We start from the raw sequence: 16,438 nt of genomic DNA on the forward strand, positions 1-16,438 counted from the left end.
TCAGCCCGTGCAGCCGGCCGGGGCGGTGCCCCCGGAAGGCACCGAGGCGACCACCACGTCGGAGATCGGGCTCACCCACTGCAGGGCCGGCCCGTGCGCGTGGGGGACGGTGACCCGCACGGCGGTCTCCCGGTCGAGGGTGGTGAGCACGGTCGCGTCCGGCCCCTCGACCGCGTACCAGCAGACCTTGTTGACCACCCAGACGTCGTCGGTGGACCCGGGGGCGGGCTCGTCGCCGCCGCAGGCGACGGTGAGCGCCGGGTCGCCGTACGCGGCGTTCTGCTCAGGGCCGGCGGTGACCGGCCGCTGGCCCAGGCCCCGCACGGTCGACGGGAGCTGCGACGTCAGGGCGCGGCACACGATCTCGGGCCGGTCGGGCAGCCTCGGGGCGGCCATCTCGACCGGCGCGGTGGACTGCGGCCGGGCGCTGGTCGCCGACGGGGCCGGCTCGGCGGCCGGGGTGTCCGGGGCGAGCTTGGCGAGGGTGAACCCGGCGACGGCCACGGTCACCGGGACAGCGATCAGCGTGGCCCACAGCGCCGCGCTCCGATTGGGCCGGTCCCGGCGCGGCGGACCCTGGGTCAGCCCGTCAGCCCCGTCGGTCCTGCCGGCACTGTCGGTGTTGTCGACCCTGTCGGTCTTGCCGGCACCGTCGGTCTTGTCGGAGGAGTAAGTGATCTCGTCCACTTACAGGCGCACCACCGAACACGTGAGGGTGCGGGTGATGCCGGGCACCATCTGCACGTTGCTGACGATGAGTTTGCCCAGCTCGTCGACCGTGTTCGCCTCGGTGAGCACGACCACATCGTACGGGCCGGTGACGGCGTCGACGCGTACCACGCCGGCAAGGTCCGCGATCAGATCGGCCACGTCACGCGCCCGGCCGACCTCGGTCTGGATGAGGATGTACGCCTGTACCACGACTCGACCTCCGTCCGTCGCCGCCCGAGGGCGGCCCGAAGGGTGAAACTACCTTACGGACCAGGTCTGATCCCTATCGGTGGCCAAGGAGAAGCGGTGAGCGAGCGCGACAGGCGCGACGGCGGGTGGGCTGCGGAACGGTTCCGGGCCCACGGCGGGTACGGGCGCGACGGGGGACGGGCATGAGCGTGGCCGGGATCGGCGAGTTCGGGTTGATCGACCGGGTCACCGCCCGGCTGCCCCAGGGGGCGGCCTGTCTGCTGGGGCCCGGCGACGACGCGGCGGTGCTGGTCGCGCCGGACGCCCGCGTCGTGGCGTCCACCGACGTGCTGGTCGAGGGGCGGCACTTCCGGCGGGACTGGTCCAGCGCCCGGGACGTGGGGCACCGGGCGGCGGCGGCCAACCTGGCCGACATCGCGGCGATGGGCGGCACCCCGACCGCCCTGCTGGTGGCGTTGTGCATGCCGGCGGACCTGGACCCGGCCTGGGCCGAGGAGCTGGCCGACGGGCTGGCCGCCGAGGCGGCCACGGTGGGGGCGAGCGTGGTCGGCGGGGACATGTCCGCCAGCCCGACGCTGACGATCGCGGTCACCGCCCTCGGTGACCTGGGCGGGCTGGCCCCGGTGGTCCGCTCGGGCGCCCGAGCGGGGGACGTGCTGGCCCTGGCCGGCCGTAGTGGGTACGCCGCCGCCGGGTACACCGTGCTGTCCCGGGGCTTCCGCACCCCGAAGCTGCTGGTCGAGGCGTACCGGCGGCCCGAGGTGCCGTACCCGGCCGGCCCGCACGCCGCCCGGCTCGGCGCCACCGCCATGATCGACGTGTCGGACGGGCTGCTGGCCGACCTCGGACACGTGGCCCGGGCCAGCGGGGTCGGCATCGACGTGCGCCGGGACGCCTTCGAGGTGCCCCGGCAGATGAGCGACGCCGCCCAGGCGCTCGGGGTCGACCCGTACTCGTGGATCCTCGGTGGTGGCGACGACCACGCGCTGGCCGCGACCTTCCCCCCGGCGGTGGCGCTGCCCGCGCCGTGGCGGCCGGTCGGCCGGGTGGTCGAGGGCGGGGGCGTGACCGTCGACGGCGCACCGTACGCCGGGCCGACCGGCTGGGACCACTTTCGGTAACGGCTGGTCAGGGACGTACCCTTCACCGGTGAGTGAGATCGAGATCCGCGCGGCCCGCTTCGACTCGCCGGAGTCGCAGCGACTCGTCCGGGCCGCCCTGGCGGACCTGGGCCAGCGGTACGGGGGCAGCGGGGACGATACCCCGGTCGACGCCGTCGAGTTCGAGCCGCCGGGCGGGGCGTTCCTGGTCGCGTACCTGGCCGGGGAGCCGGTGGGGTGCGGCGGCTGGCGCAGCCACGGCGACGCCGGGGACACCGCGGAGCTGAAGCGGATGTACACCAGCCCCGTGGCGCGCGGACGGGGTGTGGCGCGGGCGGTGCTCGTGGCCGTCGAGCTGTCGGCGCGCGAGCAGGGGCGCAAGCGGCTCATCCTGGAGTGCGGGGACAAGCAGCCCGAGGCGATCGCCATGTACACCTCGGCCGGGTACGAGCTCATCCCGAACTTCGGGTACTACCAGGACGCCCCGGGCTGTATCTCCTTCGGCCGTACCCTCTGATCGTCCCCCACCCCCGCCGGGCTCCGTCCCGACGGCGGACACGAAAAGCCGGCGGGCCATCGGGCCCGCCGGCTTTCGGCGAAAGGTGGGTCGGCGCTACCGCGTCAGGCGCGGGTGACCTTGCCGGCCTTGATGCAGGAGGTGCAGACCTGCAACTTCTTGGTGTTGCCGCCACCGGCCGGGGTGCGCACCGACTGGATGTTCGGGTTCCAGCGGCGGTTGGTCCGCCGGTGCGAGTGGGACACGTTGTGGCCGAAGCCCGGTCCCTTGCCACAGACGTCGCACACGCTAGCCACGGGATACTCCTGGGTGTTTTTTGGAACGTTCATGAGGTCGCCGCCAGACGCTGCCCGGGCAACCTGGTCAGGCTACCCGATGCCCCCGTGCCTGGCCAACCGGCCCCTGTCGAGCGGACACGCCGGGACAGGACGGTCGGCCCGGGCGCGTGTCGGTGCGCGCCAGTAGGCTTCTCGCCGTGCTGGACACCCTCGACGCCGCCGCGGTGCGCCGCTGGTGCGCGGGCGGGTTGGCCGCGCTCCGCCGGCACCAGAGTGAGATCGACGACCTCAACGTCTACCCGGTCCCCGACGGTGACACCGGCACCAACCTCGTGCTCACCCTCACCTCGGCCCAGCAGGCCCTGGCGATGGACCTGGCCACCGTCGGCGACGGCGGGTCCACCCCGCACGGGCACGCGCTGCGGCTGATGGCGCGTGGCGCGCTGCTCGGCGCCAGGGGCAACTCCGGGGTGATCCTGTCGCAGCTGCTGCGCGGCTTCGCCGAGGCCCTGGCCGCCGTGCCGGCGGTGCGGGGCCGCCAGCTGGCCGCCGCGCTGCGCGACGCCACCGCGGCGGCGTACGCCGCCGTCGCCCGCCCGGTCGAGGGCACCCTGCTCAGCGTGGTCGCGGCGGCGGCCAAGGCGGCCGAGTCGGCGGACAGCGACGACCTGCGCACCGTCGCCGGGGAGGCGGCCGGAGCAGCGGCCCAGGCCCTGGCGCGCACCCCCGAGCAGTTGCCGGCCCTGGCCCGCGCCGGAGTGGTCGACGCAGGTGGTCGTGGCCTGTGTCTGCTGCTCGACGCGCTGGTCGAGGTGATCACGGGAGAGAGCCCGGCCCGGCCGGCGCTCGCCCCGCGCGAGGCCCGCCCGCCGGCCACCGCCGCCCGGGAGACCGGCTCGGCGGAGTACGCGTACGAGGTGCAGTTCCTGCTCGACGCCGGGCCCGAGGCGGTCACCCGGCTGCGGGAGACCCTGGCCGGGCTCGGCGACTCGCTGGTGGTGGTCGGCGACGGGGCCACCGATGCGGCGTCGACCACCTGGAACGTGCACGTGCACGTCAACGACGTGGGCGCGGCCGTGGAGGCGGGGGTGGAGGCAGGCCGGCCGCACCGGATCTCGGTGACCCGCTTCGCGGACCAGGTGGCCACGCCGATCCCGGCCCGGGACGGCCGGGCGGCCGTGGTGGTCGCCTCCGGCGTCGGCATGGCGGAACTGTTCGAGGGGGAGGGGGCGACGGTGGTGCCGGGCAACCCGTCCATCGGTGAGCTGCTCGACGCCATCCGGGCCACGGCGGCGGCCCGGGTGGTGGTGCTGCCCAACGACCCGAACACCCAGGCCGTGGCGAGCGCCGCCGCGCGGGAGGCACACGCGCTGGGGGTGAAGGTCAGCGTGGTGCCGACCCGGTCGCCGGTGCAGGCGCTGGCTGCCCTCGCCGTGCGCGACCCGGAGCGCCGCTTCGCCGACGACGTGATCGCGATGGCCGAGGCCGCGGGCGCGTGCCGGTACGCCGAGGTCTGCTGGGCCAGCCGGGAGGCGCTGACGGTCGCCGGCCCGTGCCGCACCGGCGACGTGCTCGCCCTGGTCGAGGGGGAGGTGCACCTGATCGGCGTCGACCTGGCCGACACCTGCGCCGCCGTGGTCGACCGGATGCTCGGCGGCGGCGGCGAGCTGGTCACCCTGCTCTCCGGCGCGGACGCCCCCGACGGGCTGGCCGAGGCCGTCCGCGAGCACGTCGCCCGGCGCTGGCCGTTCGTGGAGGTCCAGACGTACCCGGGCGGCCAACCGCACTATCCGCTCCTGGTGGGGGTCGAATGACGACGTCCGAGCCGGCCACGGTCGACACGCCGCTGAAGAAGCTGGTCGGGGACAAGACGGCCAAGGCCCTGGCCGCGCACCTCGACCTGCACACCGCCGGCGATCTGGTCTACCACTTCCCCCGCCGGTACGACGAGCGCGGCGAGCACACCGACATCCGCTCGCTGGACGTCGGCGAGCAGGTCACCGTGCTGGCCCAGGTGCAGAGGACCGCCGTGCGGCCGATGCGCCAGCGCCGGGGCAACCTGCTGGAGGTGACCGTCGGGGACGACTCCGGCGGCGTGCTCACCCTGACCTTCTTCGGCAACCAGGCGTGGCGGGAGCGGGAGCTGCGCCCCGGCCGGTGGGGGCTGTTCGCCGGCAAGGTCACCGAGTTCCGGGGCAAGCGGCAGCTCAACGGCCCGGAGTACGTCATGCTCGGCGACGGTGACGACGGCGAGGCTGCGGTCGGCGAGGAGGTCGAGGAGTTCGCCGGGGCGCTGATCCCGGTGTATCCGGCCGCGGCGGCGGTGCCGACCTGGGTGATCGCCCGCTGCGTGCGGGTGGTGCTGGACACCCTCACCCCGCCGGAGGACCCGCAGCCCGCCACCGTCCGGGCCGACCGCAAACTCGTCGGGCTCGGCACCGCGCTGCGCGAGATCCACCGGCCGTCCAGCAAGGAGAACCTGTACCGGGCCCGCCGCCGGCTCAAGTGGGACGAGGCGTTCGCCGTGCAGCTCACCCTCGTGCAGCGCAAGCTCCGGGCCGCCGCCCGGCCGGCGAAGGCCCGGCCGCCGCGCGCCGGTGGGCTGCTCGACGCGTTCGACGCCCGGCTGCCGTACGAGCTGACCCCCGGCCAGCGAACGGTCGGTGCGGAGATCGCCGCCGACCTGACCGTCCCGCACCCGATGCACCGGCTGCTCCAGGGCGAGGTCGGCTCCGGCAAGACGGTGGTGGCGCTGCGGGCGATGCTCCAGGTGGTCGACGCCGGCGGGCAGGCCGCGCTGCTCGCCCCGACCGAGGTGCTCGCCGCCCAGCACCACCGGGGGATGCTCGACCTGCTCGGCCCGCTCGCCCGGGCCGGTGAGCTGGGCGCCGCCGACGACGCCACCCGGGTCGAGCTGGTCACCGGCTCGCTCGGCGCGGCGGCCCGCCGGCAGGCCCTCGCCGAGGTGGCCGGGGGCCGCGCCGGGATCGTGCTCGGCACCCACGCCCTGCTGTACGAGGGGGTGGACTTCGCCGACCTGGGCCTCGTGGTGGTCGACGAGCAGCACCGGTTCGGCGTGGAGCAGCGCGACGCGTTGCGCTCCAAGGCCGACCAGCCGCCGCACGTGCTGGTGATGACGGCCACCCCGATCCCGCGCACGGTGGCGATGACCGTCTACGGCGACCTGGAGACGTCCACCCTGTCCCAGCTCCCGCAGGGGCGCTCGCCGATCGCCTCGCACGTGGTGCCGGTCGCCGAGAAGCCGGCCTTCCTAGACCGGGCCTGGCGCCGGCTCCGCGAGGAGGTCACCGCCGGCCACCAGGCGTACGTGGTCTGCCCCAGGATCGGGGAGGGCCCGCAGAGCGAGGAGGAGCCGCCCCGGGAGGACGACAACGGGCGGCGCCCCCCGCTAGCGGTGACCGAGGTCGCCCCGCTGCTCGCCGAGGGGCCGCTGCACGGGCTGCGGATCGGGGTTCTGCACGGGAAGCTGCCCGCCGACGAGAAGGACGCCGTGATGCGTTCCTTCGCCGCCGGCGACCTGGACGTGCTGGTCGCCACCACGGTCGTCGAGGTCGGCGTCGACGTGCCCAACGCCACCGTGATGATCGTGCTGGACGCCGACCGGTTCGGCGTCTCCCAGCTGCACCAGCTGCGCGGCCGGGTTGGGCGGGGCTCGGCGGCCGGGCTCTGCCTGCTGGTCAGCGAGGCGGCCGAGGGCTCCTCGGCCCGGGAGCGCCTCGACGCGGTGGCGTCCACCACGGACGGTTTCAAGCTCGCCGAGCTGGACCTGGAGCAGCGCCGCGAGGGCGACGTGCTCGGGGCCACCCAGTCCGGCCGGCGCTCGCACCTGCGGCTGCTGTCGCTGTTGCGCGACGCCGACCTGATCCGGGAGGCCCGCGCCGAGGCGATCGCCCTGGTCGAGGAGGACCCGGAGCTGGAACGCCACCCGGCGCTGGCCGCCTCGGTGGCCGCCCTGGTCGACTCCGAACGAGCGGAGTACCTGGAGAAGGGCTGATCCCGCCCCGGGCGGCCCCACCGGAGGCGTGGCCGCGCCTAGGCTCGGCTGCGCCTAGGCTCGGCTGATGTCGACCCCATCTCTCCTGCGTGGCATGGCGCTGCTGGCGCAGGGCGACCGGCGCGCCGTCGAGCAGGCCACCGGCCTCGCCGACGACGCCACCGGTCAGCCCTGCTCCGCCCGGACCCGGTTCCAGATCGCCTCGATCAGCAAGAACATGGCCGCCGCGGCCGTCCTGCTCCTCGCCGAGCGGGGAAGGCTCGACGTGCACGATCCCGTCGACCGGTGGGTGCCGAACTGCCCGCCGGCCTGGCGGCCCATCACCCTGCACCATCTGCTCACCCACACCTCGGGCCTCGGGCACTGGGAGGAGTACCCGCTGCTCGACCTGGCCGGCGCGATCGACCCCGACGAGCTGCTGGCCAGGTTCCGGGCGCTCCCGCCGCTGTTCGCCCCCGGTGCGGGCTGGCACTACAGCAGCCCGGGTTACGTCCTGCTCGCCCGCGCCGTCGAGCGGGCCGCCGACCGGCCGTACCGGGACTTCCTGGCGGAGGAGGTCTTCGCGCCGCTGGGCATGACCGGCAGCTTCGCCGGCTCCGGTGCGGGACGCGCCGACGTGGCGACGGGCCACTCCGGCGGCCGTCCGGTGCCCTCCTGGGACCTGGACACGGTGAGCATGGGCGCAGGTGACGTCTGGTGCACCGCCGGCGACCTACTGGCCTGGCTCGACGGGCTGCGGGACGCCCGACTACTCACCCCCGCCTCGGTCGCGCGGATGACCACCGCGCACGCGCAGGTCGGCTCCGGGCCGCAGGCGTACGGGTACGGCTGCTTCGTCGGCCCCGTGGCGGGGGAGCGGTCGGTCGGCCACTCCGGGCACAACCTCGGCTTCAAGGCGTTCGTCGCCTGGCTGCCGGACTCCGACCGCCGGCTGGTCGTGCTGACCAACGACGACGAGGACCCGGTCGCCCCAACCCTGATCGACCGTCTCCTCGCCACCAACTGACCACCCCCGCCGCGCCCCCCGTCGCGCCCCCCCGTGGGCCCTCTTTCACGGAATGAGTGGCCTCCGGCGAGCACGACACCACTCATTCCGTGAAAGAGCGCGACTCTGCGGGGTGGGGGGTGGGGTGGGTGGGATCGGGTGTGACGAGGGCGCGTCGGCCAGGTGGTCGACGCGCCCTCGGGTGGGTGCGGTTCGGGCGAACCCGATCAGCTCGGCGAACCCGATCAGCTCAGCGGATCAGGTCGGCTCGGGTGGGTCAGGAGGTGAAGCGGATCCGTCGACGCCGGGCGACGACGAAGAGCACCGCGCCGGCCGCCAGCAGGGCCACCGCGCCCGCGGCGATGCCGCCGGCCGCCGCGCCGGTCACCGGCAGGCCACCGTCCTGGTCGCCGCCACCGGTGCCGCCCTCGTCGCAGCCGGAGACCGGGGCGGTCCACTTGATCGGCTCGGCGGACTCCAGGTCGCCGGTGACGGCGACGGTCAGGCCCTTGGAGGCCGGGAAGCGCACGGACTTGTTGGTGCCCGGCTCGATGGTGACGGTCTGCGGCTTGCCGGTGCTCGGGGTGAAGGTCGAGGTCAGGCTGACGCCGTTCTTCGGGTTCTGGACCAGCAGGACCAGCTCGTCGCAGGTGGACTCGTAGGAGGTCTCCGGCTCGCCGACCTCGGGCTCCTGGCACTCCGCCGGGGGCTGCTGGGTGCCGGTCCAGAGGCTCTTCTCGTTCGCGGTGACGGTGATCTGGCCGTCCACCGTGGCGGCGTCCAGCTCGACCTTCTCGATGCTGCGCAGGGGGACCGTGACGGCCTTGTTGTAGCCCTTGTCGGTGGTGATCACGAAGTTCGCCGCGGCGTTGCCGTTGCGGTTGATCAGGTTGAACGTGACCTTGCCCTCGCAGTCGGACTCGACGACCACCTCGGGGGCGGCCTCACAGGTGCCGCCGCCGCCGTTGTACCAGGCCTGCGGGCCCTCCGACCGGGAGCCGATCCCCTTGGGGCTGCCGACCTTGCGGTTGCCGTAGAGGTCGTTCTTCGTCAGCGGGTCAATGATCTTGTCGCCGAAGACGAAGTCGACCTGGGTGTAGCAGGTGGGGACCTCGACCTTGAACTTCAGCGTCGACCGGGTGCCCACCTCGTCCTTGGCGACCGAGGTGAACTTGTCCACCGACTTGCTGAGCACGTACTGCGGGAACTCGACCTTCGTCGACGGGGCGACGTACGAGACCAGCGCGAAGGACTGCTCCTCGCCCTCGCAGAGCGGGCCGTTGACCAGCGTGATGCTGGCCTCGCCGCGCTTGCCGCGGAAGGTGTGCGTGTACCGCGCGTCGGCGGCGCTGACGCAGCTCGGCCCCTCGGGGGCAGGTGTGGCCGGCGTCCCGCTGGCGGACGGCGTCGGCGCGGACGTGGTCGGCGACGTCGACGGCTGCGGGGACGGGCTGGCGGCCAGCGTCGGAGACGACGCCGCGAACGCCGTGGCGAGGCCGGCCAGGGCGGCGGCGGCCACGAGGATCGGCCGCCGCGGCGACAGCTTGGGACGGATCACGCGTACTCCCGGGGTGAAGAAGCGTCAGGGGCGCGGCGCGGGGCAACGGTGGTCAGCGGTCGCGGCCGGGGTGCGGCGCGCTCGCGACGAGGCCTCCCGGCACCGGTGGGCCGGCTGGACGCGGCCGGCACCCGGCAGACCCTAGCGAGAACGGACCGGCCGGCACAGCGCACGGAAACCTCCGAAAATGATGTTATAGATTTGAGATCATTGATGTACGTTCGGTGATCGCGGCGCGACGCCGGCGGCACGCGCCGTGGCGCCCCGCGGGGTCGCGTAGCGTCGGGTCATGAGCAGGAGCAGGCGGTGACCCGGATCGTGGCCGGGACGCTCGGCGGCCGGCGGATCGCCGCGCCGCCCGGCGCCGGCACCCGACCCACCTCCGACCGGGTGCGGGAGGCGCTGTTCAGCGCGGTGCAGGCCGACGTCGACCTGGCCGGTGCGCGCTTCGCCGACCTGTACGCCGGGTCCGGAGCGGTCGGGCTGGAGGCGCTGTCCCGGGGCGCGGCGCACGTGCTGCTGGTCGAGTCCGATCCCCGGGCCGCCCGCGTGGTCCGGGAGAACATCGCCGCGCTGCGGGCCGCCCCGGCCGCCCGGCTGGTCAGCGGCCGGGTCGCCACGGTGCTGGCGGCCGGGCCGGACGGCGGGCCGTACGACGTGGTGTTCGCCGACCCGCCGTACGCCGTGCCCGACGCCGAGGTCACCGAACTGCTGGCCGCGCTGGTCAACGGCTGCTGGCTGGCGGCGGACGCCCTGGTGGTGGTGGAGCGGTCCAGCCGGACCGGCCCGGTCGCCTGGGTGCAGGGCATCACCGGGGAGCGCAGCCGCCGATACGGGGAAACCACCCTTTGGTACGGTCGCCGCTCATGAGACGTGCGGTGTGCCCCGGCTCGTTCGACCCGGTCACCAATGGACACCTCGACATCATCGGGCGGGCCGCCCGACTCTTCGACGAGGTGATCGTCGGCGTGCTGGTGAACCAGTCGAAGAGCGGCCTGTTCACCGTCGAGGAGCGGATCGACATGCTCCGGGAGGTGACGTCCTCGTACGACAACGTGCGGGTCGCGTCCTTCCGTGGCCTACTGGTCGACTTCTGCCGGGCGCAGCAGGCCAGCGTCCTGATCAAGGGCCTGCGGGCGGTCAGCGACTTCGACTACGAGCTCCAGATGGCCCAGATGAACATGGGCCTGGCCGGGGTGGAGACGTTGTTCATGCCGACCAACCCGCTCTACTCCTTCCTCTCCTCCAGCCTCGTCAAGGACGTGGCCAAGTGGGGCGGCGACATCTCCTCCCACGTCCCGGACCTGGTCCGCGACGCCCTCCGGTCCCGGCTCACCCCGCACCCCTGACCCGTACGTCCGATCTCGCGCGACGACCACCGGATCGCCCCGTTGCGGGCGATTCGTCGGGCCCGCCCGTGCCCGATCTGCCCTGCGGGGCGCGACACGACGCGCGCCGGGCGGGGCGGACCGGCGGGCGGTGGCCCTGGCGCGACATGATGGGTCGAGCGGGAACCCGGCCGTAGCCCGCATCATGTAGGTCGGCCGACGAACGACAGGAGTGAGGTACCGGTGGACCCGCTCGATCGCATCGACGAACTGATCGCCATGGTGGAGCAGGCCCGCTCCGTCCCGATGTCCCGGAACAACTGCATGGTCGACCGGGGCGAGATGATCGCCTTCCTCGACGAGATGCGCGCGGAGTTCCCCGCCGACCTGCGCCGGGCCGCCGTCCTGTTGGAGGAGCGGGACAAGATCATGGACGCCGGCAAGCGCGAGGCCGACCGGATCATCAGCGAGGGTGAGGCGGAACACGCCCGCCTGGTGTCGGTGAACGAGATCACCGTCTCCTCCGAGCACGAGGGGGCCCGGATCATCGGCGAGGCCCGGGCCGAGGCGCAACGGCTGCGCGACGAGGTCGACGACTACGTCGACACCGCGCTGGCGAACTTCGAGCAGTTCCTCACCCGGGCGCTCGCCTCGATAGAGCGCGGCCGGGACAAGATGCACGCGCTGCGGGAGATCGGCACCTTCGGTGGGGACGAGGCGGATCGCCCGCTACCCTTCTGAACGGCACCTCAGCAGCCGACAAGGCGGGTCGGGCGTCGCCCCCGGTTCAACGGTCCGGCGGTCGCCCAGGTAACCTTTTTTGTCGGCCTCTCACCGGCCGGAGTCTGACTATGCCCAAACACTCGTCTTCATCACTCAACCCCAAGGCGCCGCTGGTCCTCGACACGAGGGAACTGCCGCGTCGCCCTGGCGCGTTGCGTACGGTCAAGCGGGTCGTCCCGGCACCGGCGGACCTCGGCGGGGAGTTGATCGGCGTGCCGGAGGGCACCGACCTCGACCTCGACCTGAGGCTGCAGTCGGTGTCCGAGGGCGTGCTCGTCTCGGGGACCGTCAGCGGTTCCGTCCGGGGCGAGTGTGGCCGGTGCCTGCGCGAGATCAACGACTCGGTGGCCGTGACCGTCCAGGAGCTGTACGCGTACGAGGACAGCACCACGGACGAGACGACCGACGAGGACGAGGTGGGCCGGATGCAGGACGATCTGATCGACCTGGAGCCGGCGCTGCGGGACGCGGTGGTGCTCGCGCTGCCGACCAACCCGCTCTGCCGGGAGGACTGCCCAGGATTGTGCCCCGAGTGCGGGGTGCAGCGGGACGATCTGCCGGCCGACCACAGTCACCAGCAGATCGACCCGCGTTGGGCGGGCCTGTCGCAACTGACCCGTACAGAGGAGTAAGAACCGTGGCCGTCCCGAAGCGCAAGATGTCGCGCAGCAACACCCGGTCCCGCCGGGCGAACTGGAAGGCGGCCGTGGTCGCGACCGTGGCCTGCCCGCAGTGCAAGTCGGCGAAGCTGCCGCACACCGCCTGCTCCGTCTGCGGCACGTACAACGGCCGCCAGGTCATCGAGGTCTGACCTGGACGCCGAGTGACGCCCCCGACCCCAGGTCGGGTGGCGCGCGCATCCTGGCGATCGCCCGGTGCCCCGGCTCCCGCCGTCGCCGGCCGGCCCGTTCCGGCCGGCGTTCTGGTGGAGCCGGGCACCGCGCGGATCGCCGTTGACCTCCTCGGCGGGGACGATGCTCCCGCCGTCGTGGTTGACGGCGCTCTGCGGGCCATGCGCGCCGACCCAGACCTGCACCTCCTGCTCGTCGGCCCCGCCGAGGTCGCCGACGGGCTGATCGGTGCCCTCGACCCGATGCAGCGCACCAGGGTCACGGTCCGGCCGGTGCGGGCCGCCGTCGGCATGGCCGACCACCCCGTCGCCGCCCGCGCCGACAGCACCGTGCGGGCGGCGGTCACCGCCGTCCGCGACGGGACCGCCGACGCGGTGGTCTCCGCCGGTGCCACCGGTGCCACCGTCACCGCCGCCGCCCTGGGCCTCGGCCGCTGGCCACACGTGCGACGGCCGGCGCTGGTGGCCACCCTGCCGGCCGTCGCCGGCCCGGTGGTGCTGCTCGACGTCGGTGGCTCCCTGGAACCCGGCCCCGCCACGCTGGTCCGGCACGCCGTGCTCGGTGCGGCCTATGCGGCCGTCGCGCACGGGGTGGCCGAGCCCCGGGTCGGGCTGCTGTCCGTGGGGACCGAGGCCGGCAAGGGGGACCGGCTGCGACGCACCGCCGATCCGATGCTCGTCGCCGTGTCCCTGCCCCACGGAGCGCGCTACGTCGGCCTCGTCGAGGGGTACGACATCGCCTCCGGCGCGCGCGCCGACGTGGTGGTGACCGACGGCTTCACCGGCAACGTGCTACTCAAGGCGATCGAGGGCGCGTACGCGATGGCCGGCGGACCGCCCGCCAGCGGCGGCGTCCCCCGGGCGGCGGCCCTGCTGGGGGTGGCCGGGACGGTGGTCGTCTGCCACGGCGCGGCCCGCGAGGACGACGTCGCCTCCGGCATCGCCCTCGCCGCCCACCTGTGGCGTCGGCGGGCCACCGAAACGGTCGCCGCGCTGCTCGATCGCGCTCCGCAAACCCCCGCCCAGCCCGGTGACCACGCCGATCGCACCACCGATACCGAGGTGAGCCTGTGACCGCCCGTCCCGTCCCGGCCCGACCAGCCGCGCGCTCCGCGCCGACCCCGGAGGGCCTGCCGTGCGCGGCCCGCCCGGTCGCGAACGAAGAGGTAACCGCATCATGACCAACGACAAGCGGCGGCGGGCCCCCGTCGGCCACCTGGAGTCCGCCTTCGGGGTCTCGCTGAGCCCGGAACTGCTGGAGCGGGCCCTGACCCACCGCTCGTACGCGTACGAGAACGGCGGCCTGCCCACCAACGAGCGGCTGGAGTTCCTCGGCGACTCGGTGCTCGGCGTGGTGATCACCACCGCGCTCTTCCACAACCATCCCGACCTGCCCGAGGGGCAACTCGCGAAGCTGCGGGCGAGCGTGGTGAACATGCGCGCGCTCGCCGACGTGGCGCGCGGGCTGGGCCCGGACGGGCTGGGCGCGTACCTGCTGCTGGGCAAGGGCGAGGAGAGCACCGGCGGCCGGGACAAGGCGAGCATCCTCGCCGACACCCTGGAGGCCCTGCTCGGCGCGATCTACCTCCAGTACGGCCTCGACACCGCCGCCCTTGCGATCCACCGGCTGTTCGACCCGCTGATGGCCGAGTCGGCCGGGCGGGGCGCCGCGCTTGACTGGAAGACCAGCCTGCAGGAGCTGACCGCCGCGCTGGGGCTGGGCGTCCCGGAGTACCGGATCGAGGGCACCGGCCCCGACCACCTCAAGACGTTCACCGCGTGGGTGGTGGTCGCCGGCAACCGCTACGGCGGGGCGGAGGGGCGCAGCAAGAAGGAGGCCGAGCAGCGGGCCGCCGAGTCCGCCTGGCGGGAGCTGACCGCCCAGGCCGAGCGAGACCAGGCCGAGCGAGACCAGGCCGAGCGAGACGCAGCCGAGCGCGCGGCGGCCGGACAGCCGTTGCCCGGAGAGTCCGGGGAGCCCGGGAAGCCCGGGGAGCCCTGGACGCCGGCGACGGTGGGGGCGCGCGCCCCCGGCGGGGCGAACGGGGCCACAGCGGACCCGGCCGGTGGCAGCGCGCCGGACGCCCGGGCGGCCGACGAGGCGGGCCGTGCCTGAGCTGCCCGAGGTCGAGACCGTCCGGCAGGGCCTGGCCCAATGGGTCACCGGCCGGCGGATCACCGCCGTCGAGGTGCGCCACCCCCGGGCGGTCCGCCGCCACCTGGCCGGCCCGGCGCACTTCGCCGACGTGCTGGCCGAGCGGACGGTGTGCGACGTGCGGCGGCGCGGCAAGTACCTGTGGCTGCCGCTGGACAGCGGTGACGCCATCCTCGGTCACCTCGGCATGTCCGGCCAGCTGCTGCTCCAGCCGGCCACGGCGGCCGACGAACTGCACCTGCGAATCCGGTTCCGGTTCGCCGACGACGGCCCCGAGCTGCGCTTCGTCGACCAGCGCACGTTCGGCGGGCTGTCGGTCTCCGAGGGCGGGGCGGAACTGCCGGGGGAGATCGCGCACATCGCCCGGGACCCGATGGACCCGGAGTTCTCCGACGCCGCCTTCGTCACCGCACTGCGCCGCCGCCGCACCGAGGTGAAGCGGGCGCTGCTCGACCAGACCCTGATCTCCGGGGTCGGAAACATCTACGCCGACGAGGCGCTGTGGCGGGCCCGGCTGCACGGCGCCCGGCCGACCGACGCGCTGACCGGGCCGACCACGCTGCGGCTGCTCGGCCACGTCCGCGACGTCCTCGGCGAGGCGATCACCGAGGGCGGCACCAGCTTCGACGCCCTGTACGTCAACGTCAACGGCGAGAGCGGCTACTTCGACCGCGCCCTCAACGCGTACGGCCGGGAGGGCGAGCCGTGCCGGCGGTGCGGAAGGCCGATGCGCCGCGAGGCGTTCATGAACCGCTCCTCGTACAGCTGTCCCCGCTGCCAGCCCCGGCCCCGGGGGGCGCTCCGGGGCTGACCCGGGGCACCCCGACCGGGGTGCGTCCCGTCAACGTGACGGCAGGATTGACCGCCCGGCCCGCGGGGCATCTGGGCCGTCATGGACGCACAGCGCATGCCGGTGGACGGCCCCCGGGCCGATGCCCCGGACGAACCCGAATCCCCGCGGAGCCGGCCATGAGCGCCGACGTGCGGGCCGGCACCGTACGGACCAACGTGCCGGCCCGGCTCGACCGGCTCCCGTGGTCCCGCTGGCACTGGATGATCGTCATCGGCCTCGGCACGGTGTGGATCCTCGACGGCCTAGAGGTCACCATCCCGCGCTGGGCGCGCTGCTGACCGTGCCGCTGCTCAACGGCCTGCCCACCGGCGTCGGCTGGCGGGTGGCGTTCGGCCTCGGCGCGGTGCTGGGGGTGGCGGTCCTGCTGGTCCGCCGGCACGTGCCCGAGAGCCCACGATGGTTGTTCATCCACGGCCGGAGCGAGGAGGCCGAGCGGCTGGTCGACTCCGTCGAGCAGGAGGTGGAGCGGGAGACCGGCCGGGAACTCGACGCCGCCGACAGCTACATCGAGATCCGCCAGCGCCGCAGCACCGGCTTCCTGACCATCGCGAAGACCCTCTTCGCCCGGTACCCGAAGCGCGCCGTCCTCGGCTTCTCGCTCTTCGTCGGGCAGGCGTTCCTCTACAACGCCATCACCTTCGGCTTCGCCCAGATCCTGGAGACCTTCTTCGAGGTGCCGCCGGGCAACAGCGGCTACTACTTCGCGGTGATCGCGGTCGGCAACCTGCTCGGCCCGCTGCTGCTGCTGGGGCGGCTCTTCGACACGGTCGGCCGGGTGCCGATGATCGCCGGGTCGTACATCGTCTCCGGCCTGCTGCTGCTCGGCACCGCCGCCGGCGGCATCACCGGCCCACTGCTGTTCTCGAAGCTGGTCGGCAGCGGCCAGGTCGGCGACACCGTGCTCGCCTTCGTGATCGGCGCCTCCGTGATGATCGTCGGCGGCATCGTCGAGCTGCTCCTCGGCGTCAGGGCCGAGGGGAAGTCGCTGGAGGAGCTGGCGATGCCCCTGAGCGCCGAGGAGGCCGGCGTGCCCCGGCAGCGCGGGTCGGACGACGCCGCGACCCCGGCCGCCACCGGCTGACGCGGCACACGCTG

General features: G+C 74.1%; 18 protein-coding genes and 1 pseudogene. 15 read left to right on the forward strand and 4 right to left on the reverse strand.

Annotation, left to right across the window (positions count from 1 at the left end; genetic code table 11):
- Together GVV04_RS12840 and GVV04_RS12845 are read right to left on the reverse strand one after the other, a co-directional pair.
- Nucleotides 1–687, reverse strand: coding sequence for a DUF3515 family protein (locus tag GVV04_RS12840; protein WP_407938787.1), 687 nt, complete (start codon nt 685–687; stop codon nt 1–3).
- Nucleotides 688–921, reverse strand: a complete 234-nt coding sequence (locus tag GVV04_RS12845; protein ID WP_161687828.1) for an Lrp/AsnC ligand binding domain-containing protein — start codon at nt 919–921, stop codon at nt 688–690. It lies immediately after the preceding gene.
- 182 nt (nt 922–1,103) lie between these two features.
- On the opposite strand from GVV04_RS12845, the gene GVV04_RS12850 reads away from it, so the two are divergent.
- Together GVV04_RS12850 and GVV04_RS12855 are read left to right on the forward strand one after the other, a co-directional pair.
- On the forward strand, nt 1,104–2,042 hold the full coding sequence (locus GVV04_RS12850; RefSeq protein WP_161687830.1) for a thiamine-phosphate kinase: 939 nt from the start codon (nt 1,104–1,106) through the stop codon (nt 2,040–2,042).
- A 28-nt stretch (nt 2,043–2,070) separates the two neighbouring features.
- Nucleotides 2,071–2,538: a GNAT family N-acetyltransferase gene (locus GVV04_RS12855; protein WP_161687832.1), complete on the forward strand. Its 468-nt coding sequence runs from the start codon at nt 2,071–2,073 to the stop codon at nt 2,536–2,538.
- Nucleotides 2,539–2,642: 104 nt separating this feature from the next.
- Here the strand turns inward: GVV04_RS12855 and rpmB are convergent, their stop codons facing one another.
- A complete protein-coding gene (gene rpmB, locus GVV04_RS12860) occupies nt 2,643–2,834 on the reverse strand; it encodes a 50S ribosomal protein L28 (RefSeq protein WP_007456456.1) in 192 nt (63 codons plus the stop codon).
- Between the two features lie 179 nt (nt 2,835–3,013).
- Between rpmB and GVV04_RS12865 the strand changes: the two genes are divergently transcribed.
- The 3 genes from GVV04_RS12865 (at nt 3,014) to GVV04_RS12875 (ending at nt 7,837) form a co-directional block, all read left to right on the forward strand.
- Nucleotides 3,014–4,630 (forward strand): DAK2 domain-containing protein, encoded by a 1,617-nt coding sequence (locus GVV04_RS12865; RefSeq protein WP_161687834.1) that lies wholly within the window; start codon nt 3,014–3,016, stop codon nt 4,628–4,630.
- Nucleotides 4,627–6,831, forward strand: a complete 2,205-nt coding sequence (gene recG, locus GVV04_RS12870) for an ATP-dependent DNA helicase RecG (RefSeq protein WP_161687836.1) — start codon at nt 4,627–4,629, stop codon at nt 6,829–6,831. Before GVV04_RS12865 ends, recG begins: the two co-directional genes overlap by 4 nt.
- A gap of 67 nt (nt 6,832–6,898) precedes the next feature.
- A complete protein-coding gene (locus GVV04_RS12875; RefSeq protein ID WP_161687838.1) occupies nt 6,899–7,837 on the forward strand; it encodes a serine hydrolase domain-containing protein in 939 nt (312 codons plus the stop codon).
- 256 nt (nt 7,838–8,093) lie between these two features.
- On the opposite strand, the gene GVV04_RS12880 is transcribed toward GVV04_RS12875, so the two are convergent.
- A complete protein-coding gene (locus tag GVV04_RS12880) occupies nt 8,094–9,374 on the reverse strand; it encodes a cell wall anchor protein (protein WP_161687839.1) in 1,281 nt (426 codons plus the stop codon).
- Nucleotides 9,375–9,680: 306 nt separating this feature from the next.
- Here GVV04_RS12880 and rsmD point away from each other — a divergent pair, with 306 nt between their 5' ends.
- The 10 genes and pseudogenes from rsmD (at nt 9,681) to GVV04_RS12925 (ending at nt 16,424) form a co-directional block, all read left to right on the forward strand.
- Nucleotides 9,681–10,244: a 16S rRNA (guanine(966)-N(2))-methyltransferase RsmD gene (gene rsmD / locus GVV04_RS12885; protein WP_161687841.1), complete on the forward strand. Its 564-nt coding sequence runs from the start codon at nt 9,681–9,683 to the stop codon at nt 10,242–10,244.
- On the forward strand, nt 10,241–10,723 hold the full coding sequence (gene coaD / locus GVV04_RS12890; protein WP_161687843.1) for a pantetheine-phosphate adenylyltransferase: 483 nt from the start codon (nt 10,241–10,243) through the stop codon (nt 10,721–10,723). Before rsmD ends, coaD begins: the two co-directional genes overlap by 4 nt.
- A gap of 222 nt (nt 10,724–10,945) precedes the next feature.
- Complete coding sequence (locus tag GVV04_RS12895; protein WP_161687845.1) at nt 10,946–11,443, forward strand: hypothetical protein; 498 nt, start codon at nt 10,946–10,948, stop codon at nt 11,441–11,443.
- 110 nt (nt 11,444–11,553) lie between these two features.
- Nucleotides 11,554–12,117 carry a YceD family protein gene (locus tag GVV04_RS12900; protein WP_161687847.1) on the forward strand — a complete coding sequence of 188 codons (564 nt, stop codon included), beginning with the start codon at nt 11,554–11,556 and terminating at the stop codon, nt 12,115–12,117.
- A gap of 5 nt (nt 12,118–12,122) precedes the next feature.
- Entirely contained in the window at nt 12,123–12,296 is a 174-nt protein-coding gene (gene rpmF / locus GVV04_RS12905; protein ID WP_161687848.1) for a 50S ribosomal protein L32, read from the forward strand.
- Between the two features lie 114 nt (nt 12,297–12,410).
- On the forward strand, nt 12,411–13,409 hold the full coding sequence (locus GVV04_RS12910) for a phosphate acyltransferase PlsX (RefSeq protein WP_161687851.1): 999 nt from the start codon (nt 12,411–12,413) through the stop codon (nt 13,407–13,409).
- Nucleotides 13,410–13,512: 103 nt separating this feature from the next.
- Nucleotides 13,513–14,238 (forward strand): annotated as a pseudogene (rnc, locus tag GVV04_RS12915) (ribonuclease III); the annotation flags it as partial.
- Between the two features lie 205 nt (nt 14,239–14,443).
- A complete protein-coding gene (gene mutM, locus GVV04_RS12920; RefSeq protein ID WP_161687856.1) occupies nt 14,444–15,301 on the forward strand; it encodes a bifunctional DNA-formamidopyrimidine glycosylase/DNA-(apurinic or apyrimidinic site) lyase in 858 nt (285 codons plus the stop codon).
- 158 nt (nt 15,302–15,459) lie between these two features.
- On the forward strand, nt 15,460–15,621 hold the full coding sequence (locus tag GVV04_RS33055; RefSeq protein WP_235965977.1) for a hypothetical protein: 162 nt from the start codon (nt 15,460–15,462) through the stop codon (nt 15,619–15,621).
- Nucleotides 15,622–15,623: 2 nt separating this feature from the next.
- A complete protein-coding gene (locus tag GVV04_RS12925) occupies nt 15,624–16,424 on the forward strand; it encodes an MFS transporter (protein ID WP_328822345.1) in 801 nt (266 codons plus the stop codon).
- The last annotated feature ends 14 nt before the right edge of the window (nt 16,425–16,438 follow it).

Source organism: Micromonospora rubida (assembly GCF_009908295.1).
Lineage (GTDB): Bacteria > Actinomycetota > Actinomycetes > Mycobacteriales > Micromonosporaceae > Micromonospora > Micromonospora rubida.